The sequence below is a fragment of the Sphingomonas sp. TREG-RG-20F-R18-01 genome (assembly GCF_022662475.1).
Lineage (GTDB): Bacteria > Pseudomonadota > Alphaproteobacteria > Sphingomonadales > Sphingomonadaceae > Sphingomonas.
This window is the reverse complement of record NZ_JAKNQQ010000006.1, coordinates 95,857-109,991: the sequence shown is the minus strand read 5'-3', so window position 1 is coordinate 109,991 and position 14,135 is coordinate 95,857. Positions and strand designations below refer to the sequence as shown.

At 66.2% G+C, this 14,135-nt stretch carries 12 protein-coding genes; 4 read left to right on the top strand and 8 right to left on the bottom strand.

Going from position 1 to position 14,135, the window contains the following annotated elements:
* Positions 1-55: 55 nt before the first annotated feature.
* The 4 genes from metH to L8K25_RS16195 form a co-directional block, all read right to left on the bottom strand.
* Positions 56-2,773, bottom strand: a complete 2,718-nt coding sequence (metH, locus tag L8K25_RS16210; protein ID WP_242140019.1) for a methionine synthase — start codon at positions 2,771-2,773, stop codon at positions 56-58.
* 142 nt (positions 2,774-2,915) lie between these two features.
* A complete protein-coding gene (locus L8K25_RS16205) occupies positions 2,916-3,962 on the bottom strand; it encodes a homocysteine S-methyltransferase family protein (protein WP_242140018.1) in 1,047 nt (348 codons plus the stop codon).
* 134 nt (positions 3,963-4,096) lie between these two features.
* Positions 4,097-5,035: a methylenetetrahydrofolate reductase [NAD(P)H] gene (metF, locus tag L8K25_RS16200; RefSeq protein WP_242140017.1), complete on the bottom strand. Its 939-nt coding sequence runs from the start codon at positions 5,033-5,035 to the stop codon at positions 4,097-4,099.
* Positions 5,032-6,000 (bottom strand): metalloregulator ArsR/SmtB family transcription factor, encoded by a 969-nt coding sequence (locus L8K25_RS16195; RefSeq protein ID WP_242140016.1) that lies wholly within the window; start codon positions 5,998-6,000, stop codon positions 5,032-5,034. Before L8K25_RS16195 ends, metF begins: the two co-directional genes overlap by 4 nt.
* Positions 6,001-6,172: 172 nt before the next feature.
* On the opposite strand from L8K25_RS16195, the gene L8K25_RS16190 reads away from it, so the two are divergent.
* From L8K25_RS16190 to L8K25_RS16180, 3 genes are read left to right on the top strand one after another with little or no spacing between them, the layout of a single operon-like run.
* A complete protein-coding gene (locus L8K25_RS16190; RefSeq protein ID WP_242140015.1) occupies positions 6,173-6,541 on the top strand; it encodes a hypothetical protein in 369 nt (122 codons plus the stop codon).
* Positions 6,541-6,750, top strand: a complete 210-nt coding sequence (locus tag L8K25_RS16185; protein ID WP_242140014.1) for a hypothetical protein — start codon at positions 6,541-6,543, stop codon at positions 6,748-6,750. Before L8K25_RS16190 ends, L8K25_RS16185 begins: the two co-directional genes overlap by 1 nt.
* Positions 6,747-7,697 carry an aldo/keto reductase gene (locus tag L8K25_RS16180; RefSeq protein WP_242140013.1) on the top strand — a complete coding sequence of 317 codons (951 nt, stop codon included), beginning with the start codon at positions 6,747-6,749 and terminating at the stop codon, positions 7,695-7,697. The genes L8K25_RS16185 and L8K25_RS16180 overlap by 4 nt, the downstream gene beginning before the upstream one ends.
* Positions 7,698-7,703: 6 nt before the next feature.
* Here the strand turns inward: L8K25_RS16180 and L8K25_RS16175 are convergent, their stop codons facing one another.
* The 3 genes from L8K25_RS16175 to L8K25_RS16165 form a co-directional block, all read right to left on the bottom strand.
* On the bottom strand, positions 7,704-8,522 hold the full coding sequence (locus tag L8K25_RS16175; RefSeq protein WP_242140012.1) for an EF-hand domain-containing protein: 819 nt from the start codon (positions 8,520-8,522) through the stop codon (positions 7,704-7,706).
* A 169-nt stretch (positions 8,523-8,691) separates the two neighbouring features.
* Complete coding sequence (locus tag L8K25_RS16170; protein WP_242140011.1) at positions 8,692-10,287, bottom strand: isocitrate lyase; 1,596 nt, start codon at positions 10,285-10,287, stop codon at positions 8,692-8,694.
* 320 nt (positions 10,288-10,607) lie between these two features.
* Positions 10,608-11,453 (bottom strand): helix-turn-helix transcriptional regulator, encoded by an 846-nt coding sequence (locus L8K25_RS16165; protein WP_242140010.1) that lies wholly within the window; start codon positions 11,451-11,453, stop codon positions 10,608-10,610.
* Between the two features lie 96 nt (positions 11,454-11,549).
* Between L8K25_RS16165 and L8K25_RS16160 the strand changes: the two genes are divergently transcribed.
* Positions 11,550-12,455: an SDR family oxidoreductase gene (locus tag L8K25_RS16160; protein WP_242140009.1), complete on the top strand. Its 906-nt coding sequence runs from the start codon at positions 11,550-11,552 to the stop codon at positions 12,453-12,455.
* A gap of 167 nt (positions 12,456-12,622) precedes the next feature.
* On the opposite strand, the gene L8K25_RS16155 is transcribed toward L8K25_RS16160, so the two are convergent.
* Positions 12,623-14,011, bottom strand: a complete 1,389-nt coding sequence (locus L8K25_RS16155; RefSeq protein ID WP_242140008.1) for a short-chain fatty acyl-CoA regulator family protein — start codon at positions 14,009-14,011, stop codon at positions 12,623-12,625.
* Positions 14,012-14,135: the final 124 nt, after the last annotated feature.

The window sequence follows — 14,135 nt, the reverse complement described above, 5'->3', positions numbered from 1 at the left end:
GATGAACACGATGCCACGCCCCCACGCGAAGCGTCGCCGCGGCAGCCCTCCAGCGCTAGTCCAGATTCGGCCGCAGCCAGCGCGTCGCGGTCGCCAGATCCACCCCGCGCCGCGTCGCATAGTCATGCAACTGGTCGGGCCCTACCCGCGCCACGCCGAAATACTCCGCCTGCGGGTGCCCGAAGTAGAAGCCCGAAACCGCCGCGGTCGGCAGCATCGCGAAGCTGTCGGTCAGCGTGATGCCCGTGGCGTTGGTCGCATCGAGCAGCTCGAACAACATCGGCTTCTCGCTGTGGTCCGGGCATGCGGGATAGCCCGGCGCGGGGCGGATGCCGCGATATTGCTCGCGGATCAGCGCATCGTTGGTGAGTTGCTCGCCCTCGGCATAGCCCCACAGCGTCGTGCGGACATGCTGGTGGAGCCGCTCGGCGAACGCCTCTGCGAGACGGTCGGCGAGCGCTTTCAGCAGGATGTCCGAATAATCGTCGTTATCCGCCTTGAACCGATTGAGATGCGCGTCGATGCCGTGGCCGGTAGTGACTGCGAACCCGCCGATCCAGTCGCCTGCGGGGTCGATGAAGTCGGTCAGGCACATGTTCGCGCGCCCCTCGCGCTTCGCGATCTGCTGGCGCAGGAATGGCATTCTAACTTCCTCTAGCCCCCCCCCCTCGGGGGAGGGGTTGGGGTGGGGCAGTTCAGCAATCTGGCCTTCGGAAGCAGGCACGGCCCCACCCCCAACCCCTCCCCTGAAGGGGAGGGGCTTAAGAGAAATAACGACATCATCCCCTTCCCTACGGCACGGCCACAGCCCAGCCACACCCTTCGCCGTCAGCCACTTCTCCGCAATGATCTGATCGAGCATCTTCTGCGCATCCTCGAACAGATTACGCGCGCTTTCCCCAACGATCTCGTCATCCAGGATCGCCGGATAATTCCCCGCCAGCTCCCACGCGCGGAAGAACGGCGTCCAGTCGATCAGCTCGCGCAGATCCGCCAGATCCCAGTCGTCGAACACATGCACGCCCGGCTGCAAAGGCGCGGCGGGCTTCAACGCCATATCGGCCACGAACCCGTTCGCCCGCGCGACCTCGATCGGGACGAGCTCGCTCTGCCCCTTGTTCGCGCGCGCCACGCGCACCGCTTCATATTCATCCGACGTCTTCTGCACGAACTCGTCACGGATCGTGTCACTCACCAAGGTCGACGCAACGCCAACCGCACGGCTCGCGTCGAGCACATGCACCACCGGCCCCTGATACGCCGGCGCAATGCGCAACGCGGTGTGGACCTTCGACGTCGTCGCGCCCCCGATCAGCAACGGCATCGTCATCCCCGCCCGCTGCATTTCCTCCGCAACCGTCACCATCTCGTCGAGCGACGGCGTGATCAGCCCCGACAGGCCGATCATGTCCGCGTCATTCTCGTTCGCGGCCTTCAGAATATCCGACCACGGGACCATCACCCCCATGTCGACCACGTCGAAGCCGTTGCACTGGAGCACCACGCCGACGATGTTCTTGCCGATGTCATGCACGTCGCCCTTGACGGTCGCCATGATGATCTTGCCCTTGCCGCGTGCGCCGGGCTCCTTCGCCGCCTCGATGAAGGGGAGCAGATGCGCCACCGCCTTCTTCATCACGCGCGCCGATTTCACCACCTGCGGCAGGAACATCTTGCCCGATCCGAAAAGGTCGCCGACGACGTTCATCCCGTCCATCAGCGGCCCCTCGATCACTTCGATCGGGCGCCCGCCCTTGTCGAAGATCGCCTGGCGCGCTTCCTCGGTGTCCTCGACGACATGCATGTCGATGCCCTTGACGAGCGCATATTCGAGCCGCTTGTTGACCGGCAGCCCGCGCCATTCCGCCGCCGCCTTCTCGGCGACCGCATCGGTACCCTTGAAACTCTCGGCGAGCGCGATCAGCCGCTCGGTCGCGCCGTCGTCGGTGTTGAGGATGACGTCCTCGCACGCCTGCCGCAGCTTCGGGTCGATCTGGTCGTAGATGTCGAGCTGCCCCGCATTGACGATCGCCATGTCGAGCCCCGCGGGAATCGCATAATAGAGGAACACCGAGTGCATCGCGCGGCGCACCGGCTCGTTGCCGCGGAAGCTGAACGACAGGTTCGACAGGCCGCCCGAGATATGCGCGTGCGGGCAGCGCGCCTTGATGTCGCGGCACGCCTCGATGAAGTCGACCGCATAGTTGTTATGCTCCTCGATCCCCGTCGCGACCGCGAAGATGTTGGGATCGAAGATGATGTCCTCAGGCGGAAAGCCGATCCCCATCAGCAGATCATAGGCGCGGCCACAGATCTCGAGCTTGCGTGCGCGCGTGTCGGCCTGCCCGACGGTGTCGAACGCCATCACGACGACCGCTGCGCCATACTGCATGACCTTTTTGGCCTGCGTCAGGAACTGCTCCTCGCCTTCCTTCATGCTGATCGAATTGACGATCGGCTTGCCGCTGACGCACTTGAGCCCCGCCTCGATCACCGACCATTTCGAGCTGTCGACCATGAACGGGATGCGCGCGATGTCGGGCTCGGCGGCGATCAGCTTGAGGAAGGTGACCATCGCATATTCGGCGTCGAGCAGGCCCTCGTCCATGTTGACGTCGAGCACTTGCGCACCGCTCTCGACCTGCTGCCGCGCGACCTCGACCGCGGCGGGATAATCGCCCGCCATGATGAGCTTCTTGAAGCGCGCCGAACCGGTGACGTTGGTGCGCTCACCGATGTTGACGAAATTGGTCGAGGAATTGGTGGTCGTCATTACGTTTCCTTCTCCCTCTCCCCGCTTGCGGGGAGAGGGTCGGGGAGAGGGGCAGTATCAAGCGCTGTTGCCCGATACTGCCCCTCTCCCCCGCTTCGCTTCGCTCGCTTGCCCTCTCCCCGCAAGCGGGGAGAGGGAGAATTCACGCCGCCATCGTCATCGGCTCGAGCCCGGCGAGCCGCGTCACCACCGGCGGCACCGGCAGCGCGCGCGGCGTCAGCCCGCGCACCCCGTCCGCAATCGCCTTGATGTGCGCCGGCGTCGATCCGCAGCAGCCGCCGAGCACGTTGACTTGCCCCGCCTGCGCCCATTCGCCGACAAGGCCGGCGGTGGTGTGCGGCATTTCGTCATATTCGCCAAGCTCGTTGGGCAGCCCGGCATTGGGATAGACCATGATCAGCGTGTCGCAGATATCGGAAAGCGTCCGAACATGCGGCCGCAACTGCTCCGCGCCGAACGAGCAATTGAGCCCGATCGTCACCGGCCTGGCGTGGCGCACCGCGTGCCAGAACGCCTCGACCGTATGCCCCGACAAATTCCGCCCCGACAGATCGGTCAGCGTCATCGACAGCATGATCGGCACGTCACGCCCAAGCGCCTCGCCCGCCTCGAGCGCCGCCATGATCGCGGCCTTGGCATTCAGCGTGTCGAACACCGTCTCGACCAGGATGAAATCCGCCCCGCCCTCGATCAGCGCGTCGGTCTGCTCGCGGTACACGCCCTTCAGATAATCGAAGTCGATCTCGCGGAAGCCCGGATCGTTGACGTCGGGGCTGAGCGACAGCGTCTTGTTGGTCGGCCCGATCGCGCCCGCGACAAAGCGCGGGCGGCCGTCCTTCGCCTGATATTCGTCCGCGATCGACCGCGCGAGCCTGGCGCTCTCGACGTTGATTTCGCGCACCAGATGCTCGGCGGCGTAATCGGCCTGACTGATGCGATTGGCCGAAAAGGTGTTGGTCTCGGCAATGTCCGCGCCAGCCTCGAAATAGGCGCGGTGGATCGCCTCGGGCACTTCGCGCTTGGTCAGCGCGAGGATGTCGTTGTTGCCCTTCTGGTCCCTGGCGAGGCCAAGGCCACCGGCATAGTCAGCCTCGGACAGCTTCCAGTTCTGTATCTCGGTCCCGAACGCGCCGTCGGTGATGAGGATGCGCTTGGCGGCCTCGGCAAGGAATGTTTCACGGATCGTCATACTACAGGTCCACTATCTAAAGCCCCTCCCCTTCAGGGGAGGGGTTGGGGGTCGGGCTGTGCCTCGCAGAGAGCGCGCCCCTGCTGTTCGGCCCCACCCCAACCCCTCCCCTGAAGGGGAAGGGCTTTAACGATTCACGCCGCCGCCGCTTTCGCCACGGTCTTCGCCCGCAGCCCCAGCAAATGGCAGATCGCGAAGCTCAGCTCGGCACGGTTGAGCGTATAAAAATGAAAGTCCCGCACATCCCCCGCATACAGCTTGCGGCACAACTCCGCCGCCAGCGTCGCCGCGATCAGCCCGCGCGCGCCCGCATGATCGTCGAGCCCCTCGAACAACCGCCCCATCCACGCGGGAACCTCGGTGCCGCACAGCGCCGACATCTTGACGATGCTCTGGAAATTGGTGACCGGCATGATCCCCGGCACCATCGGCGCATCGATCCCCGCCGCAGCCGCACGATCGCGGAACCGGAAGAAGGTCTCGGGTTCGAAGAAGAATTGCGTGATCCCGCGCGTCGCGCCCGCATCGAGCTTGCGCTTGAGATTGTCGAGGTCGTCGCTGTGGCCCTTCGAGTCCGGATGGCATTCGGGATAGGCCGCAACCGAAATCTCGAAGGGATGGAGCCGCTTGAGCCCCACCACCAGATCCGCCGCATTGGTATAGCCGTCGGGGTGTGGCGCGAACCCGTCCGCCCCCGGCGCATCGCCGCGAAGTGCCACGATATGCCGCACCCCCGCCGCCCAATATGCCTGCGCGATCTCGTCGATCTCGCCGCGCGATGCCTCGACGCAGGTCAGATGTGCCGCCGCGGGGATCGTCGTCTCGCGCTGGATCCGCGCCACGGTCGCGTGCGTCCGGTCACGCGTCGTCCCGCCAGCGCCGTACGTCACCGAGACGAACTCGGGCGCGAAGGGTTCGAGCGTGCGCACCGTCTCCCAGAGCGCCTCTTCCATCTTCTCGGTCTTGGGCGGGAAGAATTCGAACGACACCGCCGCATCGCCCGCGAGATCCGCGAACAAAGGCGCTTCGAGCGCGCGCCGCGCCTCCTCGAGCTGGTTTACCGAAATCGTCATGCCGCCATCGCCTCTCGTATTCCGGAACGCGTCGCGTCGCGTTTGCGCGCGAGCCACAATTTGACCGTCAGTTCGCCCCCCATCAGCGTCTCGGTCCGCTCGAGGATCAACCCAGCCGCCGCGAACCACGTCGCCATCTGCTCGTCCGCGAAGCCGAGCCGCGTATGCCCGTCCTGCGCGCGCAGTTCCTCGCGGTCATGCGCGGCGAAATCGGCGATCAGCAGGCGGCCACCCGTCGTCAGCACCCGCGCCGCCTCGGCGATCGCCGCGCCTGGCTGTTGCGCGAAGTGGAGCACGTGGTGGACGATCGCGACGTCCGCCGCGCCATCGGCAAGCGGCAGCGCGTAGAGATCGGCCTGACGCAGCTCGGTATTGGTCAGCCCGCGCTCGGACAATTTGGCGCGCGCCAGTCGCAGCATTTCGGACGAACGATCGATCCCGAGCGCCTGCTGCGCGCGCCCGGCGAACAGTTCGAGCATCCGGCCGGTGCCGGTACCGATATCGATCAACTGGCCAATCGCCGTATCGCCGAGGACCGCTGAGATGGCCGCCTCGACCTCGCTCTCGGCAATGTGCAGCGATCGGATCGCATCCCATTGCCCGGCATTCGCCTCGAACCAGCTCGCCGCCGATGCCGCGCGATCCGCCCGCACCGCCGCGAGCCGCGCCGCATCCGCCACCGCCCAATGGTCGGGCGACAGCGTCGCCCAATGGTCGAGCGCCGCCACCACCGGTCCGACGGTCGCTCCAGCCCCCAGCGCGACGAACACCCAGCTGCCTTCCTTGCGCCGTTCGGCCAGGCCCGCGTCGCACAGGATCTTGACGTGTCGCGACACCCGCGGTTGGCTTTGCCCGAGCACCTGCGCAAGCTCGCCGACCGATAGCTCCATGGTCCGTAGCAACGCTACGATCCGCAGCCGCGTCGCGTCCGCCAGGGCGCGGAATATGTCGAGGGCGATGGTCATGTCCGGCAGACATATAAAGATATCTTTATATGGGGTCAACGACGTGCGCGGGTCTGGGGACATTTGTCTTCCGAACCCCCGGCTTGCTCCGCCGCCGCAATACGGACCTTTGCGCGGTTGCGCGGGTTTATGCGCGTAGATACCTTCCCCTCGAACCCCACGGGAGCCTTTCATGACCTACAAACTCGCCCTCGTCCCAATGCTTGCCCTTGCGGCGTTCGGCATGTCCGCCTGCAGCGAAAAGGCGCAGAACGACACGTCCGAAGCGGCGAACTCGATCGCGGGCGACGTCAACCAGACCGCGCGCAAGGCGCGGGACGACACCGATGCGGCGCTGGGCGCGGCGGCCGATCGGATGGACAAATTTGGCGACACGCTGAGCAACAAGACCGCCAACCTCGGCGACAAGGCTGACCGCGCCGCCGACCGGTTCGGGGAAAAGGCGGACGATGCCGCCGACCGGGTCGGCGAAAAGGCGGACCGCGCCAAGCATCGCGCCGGGGCGGCAGCAAAGGACATTGGCAACGAGCTCGAGAACTGATGCGCGCGGCCATCGTCCTGGCCGCGCTGCTGGTGACGGCGTGCTCGGGCGGCGGATCGTCCGTCCCCGGTACGCCATCCGGCGAAGATGCGGCCTCAAACGCCGCTGCTGTCTCGCGCGATGCGAACAGCGAAGACATGAACGCCGCCGAGATCGTCCCCGATGACGAGGGCGGCGAAGACAACGATTCCGGAGCACAGAGCCAATGACCGACCTACGCCGCCTCGGCGCCACCGACCTCCGCATCGCACCGCTCGTGCTGGGCGGCAACGTGTTCGGCTGGACCGCCGACCGGGACACCAGCTTTGCGGTGCTCGACGCCTTCGTCGCGGGCGGCGGGACGATGATCGACACGGCCGACGCCTATTCCGCCTGGGTGCCCGGGCATAAAGGCGGCGAATCCGAGAGCGTGATCGGCGCATGGCTGAAGCAGAGCGGCAAGCGCGACAAGGTCCAGATCGCGACCAAGGTCGGGATGCTCCCCGGCGAGGGTGGCGAGAAGCTGGCGCCAGCGCGGATCGCCGCGGCCTGCGAGGCATCGTTGCAACGGCTCGGGATCGAGACGATCGATCTGTATTTCGCGCATCAGGACGACGAGTCCGTCCCGCAGGAAGAGGTGCTTGCTGCGTTCGGCAAGCTGGTCGACGCTGGCAAGGTCCGCGCGCTCGGTGCGTCGAACTTCCATGCCAAGCGCCTCAAGTCCGCCAACGATGCCGCGCGGGCGCACGGGCTGCCGCATTTTCACGTGCTCCAGCCCGAATATAACCTCGTCAGCCGCAGCAAGTTCGAAGGCGAGCTGCAATCCTATTGCGTCGAGAACAACATCGGTGCGGTGCCCTATTACGGCCTCGCTTCCGGGTTCCTGACCGGCAAATATCGCAGCGCGGACGATTTCGGCAAGAGCGTGCGCGGCGGTCGGATGCAGGCTTTTCTGGACGGGACCGGACCAGCCGTGCTGGCTGCGATGGATACGGTTGCGGAGGAAACGGGATCGAGCCTCGCACAGATCGCACTGGCATGGCTCAAGGAACAGCCGGCCGTCACCGCGCCGATCGCCAGTGCGACCAGTGTCGCACAGGTCGAGGACCTGCTCGGCGCGATGGCCCTGACCCTCAGCGTCGGGCAACTGGACCGGCTTACCGACGCCGGCTCCTGACCCGGATCAACCGTCCGTGTCGCGATCCTCGTCGCGATGCGGACGAACCATCGGTCGCCGGCTTGGCGGAGCGAGCGCGGCGGCGGGGGGATCGAACCGGGGCAGTTCGGCGCGCGTGACCCGTCCGTCGCCATTCTTGTCCAGCACCGCGAACCGACTGTCCGCCGCTGCCTCGAATTCCTTGGGCGAGATGCCGCGATTGAAATCTGTATCGGCCACGGTAATCGGCTCGGGATAGTCGAAGAAGCCGTAACGCGCCGCGCCTTGCCGTACGGAGTCATAGGCCGGCTGGCTCGGCGCCGCACTATCGCCGCCCTCGCTGCCACGATTGTCGCCGCCACTACGACGCCCCCCGCCGCCAAAGCCACCGCCGCCACCACCACGCCGTCCCCCGCCGCCGCCCCGACCGTGCGATCCGGCGGCACGCCCGCCGCCGCCGCCGCCGCCAACCCGGACTTCGGGAACGATCCTGTCCTCATACACTTCGATGTCGTCGGGATCGATCTCCCCGTCATGACCGCGATCCAGGATGGCGAAGAACCGTGCGGCATCGGCATCGAATTCGGCATCCGTCAGCGCACCGTCATGGTTGGTGTCGGCCTGGTCGAACCAGACATCGATCGGGTTCCTGCCTCCTGCGGGTGCGCGGAACGGCTCCCCCATCGGACTGATGAACAGCCGCCCCATCTGGCGCCCGACGTGGGGTCGGTCGGCATCGACGCCAGCTCCAGCCAGCGGCGCTCCGGTGGGCCGGTCCTGCGCATGCCCGGCCTCCCGGCCGAGCGATAGTCCAGCGAGGATCAGGGCCAAGGTCAGGACGCGCATCGGTTCACCACGCAGCAGGCAGGCAGAAGCGTTTCGCCAGCGCGTGTTTTCGGATCGCGGCAAGCCCGGGCCAGAAGCGATGCGCCGAAATGGTCTGGTGTTGCGACCAGCCTGCCCGCGAACGCCCGGGACAACCGTCCCGGGCGCTGCAGCTCGTAGCCTTCCGCGGTCAGGCCGCGAACTGGTTCATCGTGTTGTGCGCGCCGCCCGCCTTGAGCGCCGCCTCGCCCGCGAAATACTCTTTGTGGTCGTCGCCGATGTCGCTGCCCGACATGTTCTGGTGCTTCACACAGGCGATCCCCTCGCGGATCTCCTTACGCTGGACGCCCTTAACATAGCCGAGCATCCCCGCCTCGCCGAAATACGCCTTGGCGAGATTGTCGGTCGACAGCGCCGCCGTATGATAGGTCGGCAGCGTGATGAGATGATGGAAGATCCCCGCCCGCGCCGCGGCATCGCGCTGGAAGGTCCGGATCCGCTCGTCCGCCTCGTTCGCCAGCTCGGTGCCGTCGTAATCGACCGACATCAGCTTCGCCCGGTCGTACGCCAAGACGTCGCGCCCGTCCTTGCTCCACGCGTCGAACACCTGCTGGCGGAAGTTGAGCGTCCAGTTGAACGATGGCGAGTTGTTGTAGACCAGCTTGGCGTTGGGGATGACCTCCCTGATCCGGTCGACCATGCCCGCGATCTGTTCGATGTGCGGCTTCTCGGTCTCGATCCACAACAGGTCCGCGCCGTGCTGGAGCGAGGTGATGCAGTCGAGCACGCAGCGATCCTCGCCCGACCCGGCGCGGAACTGGAACAGGTTGGAGGGCAGCCGCTTGGGCCGCAGCAACTTGCCGTCGCGGTTGAGGATGACGTCGCCGTTGCGGGCGGTGGCGGGGTCGATCTCCTCGCAGTCGAGGAAGCTGTTATACTGGTCGCCGAGGTCGCCCGGCTCCTTCGACACCGCGATCTGCTTGGTGAGGCCAGCCCCGAGCGAGTCGGTGCGCGTGACGATGATTCCGTCGTCGACGCCCAGCTCGAGGAAGGCGTAGCGGCATGCGCGGACCTTCGCGAGGAAGTCCTCGTGCGGGACGGTGACCTTGCCGTCCTGATGGCCGCACTGCTTCTCGTCACTGACCTGATTCTCGATCTGAAGCGCGCAGGCGCCGGCCTCGATCATCTTCTTCGCGAGCAGATAGGTCGCCTCGGCATTGCCGAAGCCCGCATCGATATCGGCAATGATCGGAACGACATGCGTCTGGTAATTCTCGACCGCGTTGAGCAGGCGCTGTTCCTCGATCGCATTGCCCGACGCACGCGCGGCGTCGATCTCGCGGAACATCATCCCGAGCTCGCGGGCATCGGCCTGTCGGAGGAAGGTGTAAAGTTCCTCGATCAGCGCGGGGACGCTGGTCTTCTCGTGCATCGACTGGTCCGGCAGCGGGCCGAACTCGCTGCGCAAGGCCGCGACCATCCAGCCCGATAGATAGAGGTAGCGCCGCTCGGTCGAGCCGAAGTGCTTCTTGACGCTGATCATCTTCTGCTGCCCGATGAACCCGTGCCAGCAGCCGAGTGACTGGGTGTACTTGGCTGGATCCGCATCATAGGCCGCCATGTCGCGCCGCATGATCCCCGCCGTGTACCGGGCTATGTCGAGACCGGTCTGGAAGCGATTCTGAAGCTTCATCCGCGCGACGGACTCTGCCGAAATTCCGTCCCAGGTGCCGTGCTGCCCACGGATCAACGAGTCTGCGTGCGCGATGCTGGATTGATACGTCATGCGAATGCCCCACTGGTGTAGCGATTTCGCCAAAATACCGATCTTTACAGGAATTGATGCGCATATTCGGCCATTGCCGAGGTTACTCGGTCAACCTCAAGCCATTCGACATGTAAAATTGTGAAGTTATTCACATTCTACTGGCAGGCGGAAAGTTAGGGGAAAGTTAGGCGAAACGCGTTTCCGGCCGCGCACCGCCCTGCCTCTGGAAATCGCCCTGCCGCGCCCGTTTCCGTCGGATCGGACCGGGATACCAGATGCTCGCCCTGTAGGACATGGCCCGCAGCACCCCAGTGTCGCCGTTAAACGTGGCTTCCCGTTCAATCCGCGGGAGACGGATCAGCCCGACGCATCATCAGCGACTGGATGCGGCCGGCCGTCTCCGGCGTCGCGGGATTATAAATGATGACCCCCAGCTCGGGCCGCCCATCCACCGCGAGCGCCGAGAATTCGAGCTCGAGCAAGCCGTGCTCGGGATGGTGAAGCCGCTTCAGTCCGTCCGCATGACCGGCCACATAGTTATCGCGCCAGAGCGACTCGAACTCCGGACTGAGCCGGGACAGTTCTTCGACCAGCGTCGCGATTTCCGCCCCCGCGCCGGCGCGGGCGGCATCCGCGCGGAACGATCCGACGACATACCGCGCAACGCTGCGCCAGTCCTCCTGCGCCGCCTTCATGCCGGGGTTGGTGAACATCAACCGCAGGATATTGCGCTGCTCGCGCGGCAACTTGCCATAGTCGGTCAACACCATTGCCGCCGCCGCGTTCCAGGCGACGACGTCCCAGGTCGCTGTCTTGATGATGGCAGGGCTGAACGGCATTGCGTCCAGCACCCGTTGCAACCGCGGCGTCACTTCGCCCGAGGTCTTGTACGTCGCCTCCGGCGGGCGCCCGAGCCCGAGGATGAAAAGGTGCTCGCGTTCCGGCTCGGTCAGCATCAGTCCGGCCGCGAGGCGGTTCAAGACGTCCGCAGACGGCGCGCCGCCTCTGCCCTGCTCGAGCCAGGTGTACCAGGTCGGCGAGATGTTGGCGCGTTGCGCAACCTCCTCCCGGCGCAGGCCGGGCGTGCGCCGACGTCCACCGCCGAACCCGAACGCCACCGGGTCCATGCGCGACCGGCGATCGCGCAGGAACGTTCCGAGCGGATTATCCGTCTCCATCGACATCTCGATCCTGTTGCAGATTATACCATGATACGATCACTACTTTTACAGGATCCCGAGTAGCGCGAAGTCCGTCCCCGGACAACACGGAGACAATCGATGCGCGTATTTCTGACAGGTGCGACCGGCTTCATCGGGGCGCGGATCGTTCCCGAACTCCTGGCGGCCGGGCATCAGGTGCTGGGACTGACCCGGTCCGACGCCGGGGCCGACCGACTGATCGAAGCCGGTGCCACGCCCCATCATGGCACGCTGGAGGATCCCGCTAGCCTGCGCGCGGGCGCGGAGCAGGCAGATGCGGTGATCCACACCGCGTTCGATCACACGTTCAGCAACTTCGTCCAGAATTGCGAGAAGGATCGCCATGCGATCGGCGCGTTGGGAGAAGCGCTCCGTGGTTCGGCGCGGCCGCTGATCATCACCTCCGGGACGGGGATCGGGGACGCCGGTCCCGGACGCCTGGCCATCGAAGCGCTGTTCAATCCCGAACATCCCAACCCGCGGATCGTGTCGGAGCAGACCGGCAATGCGCTGCTCGAAGCGGGTGTCGATGTCCGCGTGATGCGGCTGCCGCAGGTCCACGATACCGTCAGGCAGGGATTGATTTCGCCGTACATCGACATCGCACGGGACAAGGGGGTGGTGGCGTATGTCGGCGACGGGGCCAACCGGTGGCCGGCCGCGCATGTCCTCGACGTGGCGAAGCTCTACGCGCTCGTTCTGGATCAAGGCACGATGGGCGCGCGCTATCATGCGGTCGCCGAGCAGGGTATCTCCGCCCGCGCGATCGCCGAGGTCGTCGCCGCGGGCCTGGGTCTCCCGACAGTGTCCCTTTCCCCGGAAGAGGCGCCGGGGCATTTCGGATGGTTTGCGATGTTCGCGGCGCTCGACATGCCGGCGTCCAGCGACTGGACGCGCGCGCAACTGGGCTGGGAACCGACCGGTCCCGGGTTGATCACCGATCTCGAGGCGATGGTGTATGCGCCGATCGAGGTTCCCGCGTAACGCCGAACACGTGGCCGCTGGAGCCCGCCGGCCAATGCGCGGGGGTTGGATACAGGCGGGTTCGCTTTCTACCGGTATCTTGCCCCTGCATTCGCAAGACTATGCAAAGGCACCGCTTCGCCGCGTTTTCGGCCAAAGCGGGATGCAACGCGCGGCCGCTTGCCGCGTCAGTCGCCGCCGAAGGCGAACCCGCTGACCCCGCGCTCGCGTTCGTTGACGATCAGCGCGCGGCCTGCGGGCGGGAGCGATCGCTGCGGGCATTGCCCGCGTCCGCAGGCGCGGCAGCCCAACCCGATCGGGGTCGCTTCGCCGGTCAGGTCGACCCCGCGCGCGACCGCCAGCGAACCTGCATGCGCCGCGGCGACCCCGATCCCGACGACGAACTCCGCCGGTACCGCGCCGTAGCGCCGCCCCTGCGGCGTGACCGTCCGCGCGATCGTCAGCCAGCGGGAGCCATCCTCCAAGGCCACCAGCTGGACCGCCAGCGTCCCCGGCCGATCGAACGCCCCATGCAACCGCCACAAGGGACACCGTGCCTCGGCTTCCGCCAGTGGCGAGCCGCTCGCACCCGAAAAGCGCTTCGACGCCTGCCCCGCCCGGTCGATCCGGACCAGGAAGAACGGCAATCCGCGCGCGCCGACGCGTTGCAGCGCGGTGAACCGGTGCGCGACCTGTTCGAACCCCGCGCCGAACCGCCGCTGAAGCAGCTCGATGTCATAGCCGGTCGCCTCGCACGCGCGCAGGAAGCGGGCGTAGGGCATCATCAGTGCGGCGGCACAATAATTGGCGAGATGCCGCCGGTACAGTCGCTCTGCCGCGCGATCTGCAAAGCCCGCGCCCTTGGCGAGCGCGTCGATTTCATCGCGCGCCTCGATCTGCGCAAGCTGGACCGCGACCGCGAAGGTCCGGCTGGCAGGGTCGAGCGTTTCCGACAGCTGCACTTGCCGGGCGTGCAGGTCGGTACGGCGGAGCAGGTCGGGCATGACATCGACCGGCAGGACGCGGATCGTCAGCTGATGCTTGATCCGGAGCCGCTCGGCAATCGCGCCGTACAGGTCGCCTGCCCCCATGCGCAGTTCGTCCGCCAGCGCCTCGGCGGCGGCATCGAGATCGGCGAAATGCCCGCGCCACCGTTCGATTTCGCGCCGCACTTCCCCCATCGGGTCGAGCGCGGCGGACTCCTCGCCGCCCCCGCCGACGCCGATCCGGTCGAACGCGCGTGCGAACGCCTCCGCGCCGCCAGGGGCCCCCGCGAGCCATTCCTCGATTTCGTTGCGGTCGATTTCCAGATCGGCGAACATCGGATCCGCCAGCCGGCGCCGCAGCGCCGCCTCCCCGCCGCCCGGCTCCCCGGCCGCCAGCGCGCGGGGATCGAAATCGAACGTCTCGGCAAGCTTGACAAGCAAGGTTGCCGACAAGGGCCGCTGGTTCTTCTCGACCAGGTTGAGATAGCTCGGCGAGATCGTGAGCACCTCGGCCATGGCGGCTTGGGTCAGGCCGGCGCTGCGTCGCAATCTGCGGACGGCATGCCCTGCAAACAGCTTGCGATCGGCCATGGCACGCTCCTGTAAGTCAAGACTTTACAACCCGACGTACACTTGACCGACGAACGTTACAAGATGACCGTGCGGATCGCCGATCCTGCGGTGCGCCTTCGGATGTTAAGCTCTAGGGACGGCT

Excerpts from the sequence above, each read along its gene's own strand:
- metH (WP_242140019.1), bottom strand. The coding sequence starts at position 2,773 with ATGACGACCACCAATTCCTCGACCAATTTCGTCAACATCGGTGAGCGC.
- L8K25_RS16205 (WP_242140018.1), bottom strand. The coding sequence starts at position 3,962 with ATGACGATCCGTGAAACATTCCTTGCCGAGGCCGCCAAGCGCATCCTC.
- metF (WP_242140017.1), bottom strand. The coding sequence starts at position 5,035 with ATGACGATTTCGGTAAACCAGCTCGAGGAGGCGCGGCGCGCGCTCGAA.
- L8K25_RS16195 (WP_242140016.1), bottom strand. The coding sequence starts at position 6,000 with ATGACCATCGCCCTCGACATATTCCGCGCCCTGGCGGACGCGACGCGG.
- L8K25_RS16190 (WP_242140015.1), top strand. The coding sequence starts at position 6,173 with ATGACCTACAAACTCGCCCTCGTCCCAATGCTTGCCCTTGCGGCGTTC.
- L8K25_RS16185 (WP_242140014.1), top strand. The coding sequence starts at position 6,541 with ATGCGCGCGGCCATCGTCCTGGCCGCGCTGCTGGTGACGGCGTGCTCG.
- L8K25_RS16180 (WP_242140013.1), top strand. The coding sequence starts at position 6,747 with ATGACCGACCTACGCCGCCTCGGCGCCACCGACCTCCGCATCGCACCG.
- L8K25_RS16175 (WP_242140012.1), bottom strand. The coding sequence starts at position 8,522 with ATGCGCGTCCTGACCTTGGCCCTGATCCTCGCTGGACTATCGCTCGGC.
- L8K25_RS16170 (WP_242140011.1), bottom strand. The coding sequence starts at position 10,287 with ATGACGTATCAATCCAGCATCGCGCACGCAGACTCGTTGATCCGTGGG.
- L8K25_RS16165 (WP_242140010.1), bottom strand. The coding sequence starts at position 11,453 with ATGTCGATGGAGACGGATAATCCGCTCGGAACGTTCCTGCGCGATCGC.
- L8K25_RS16160 (WP_242140009.1), top strand. The coding sequence starts at position 11,550 with ATGCGCGTATTTCTGACAGGTGCGACCGGCTTCATCGGGGCGCGGATC.
- L8K25_RS16155 (WP_242140008.1), bottom strand. The coding sequence starts at position 14,011 with ATGGCCGATCGCAAGCTGTTTGCAGGGCATGCCGTCCGCAGATTGCGA.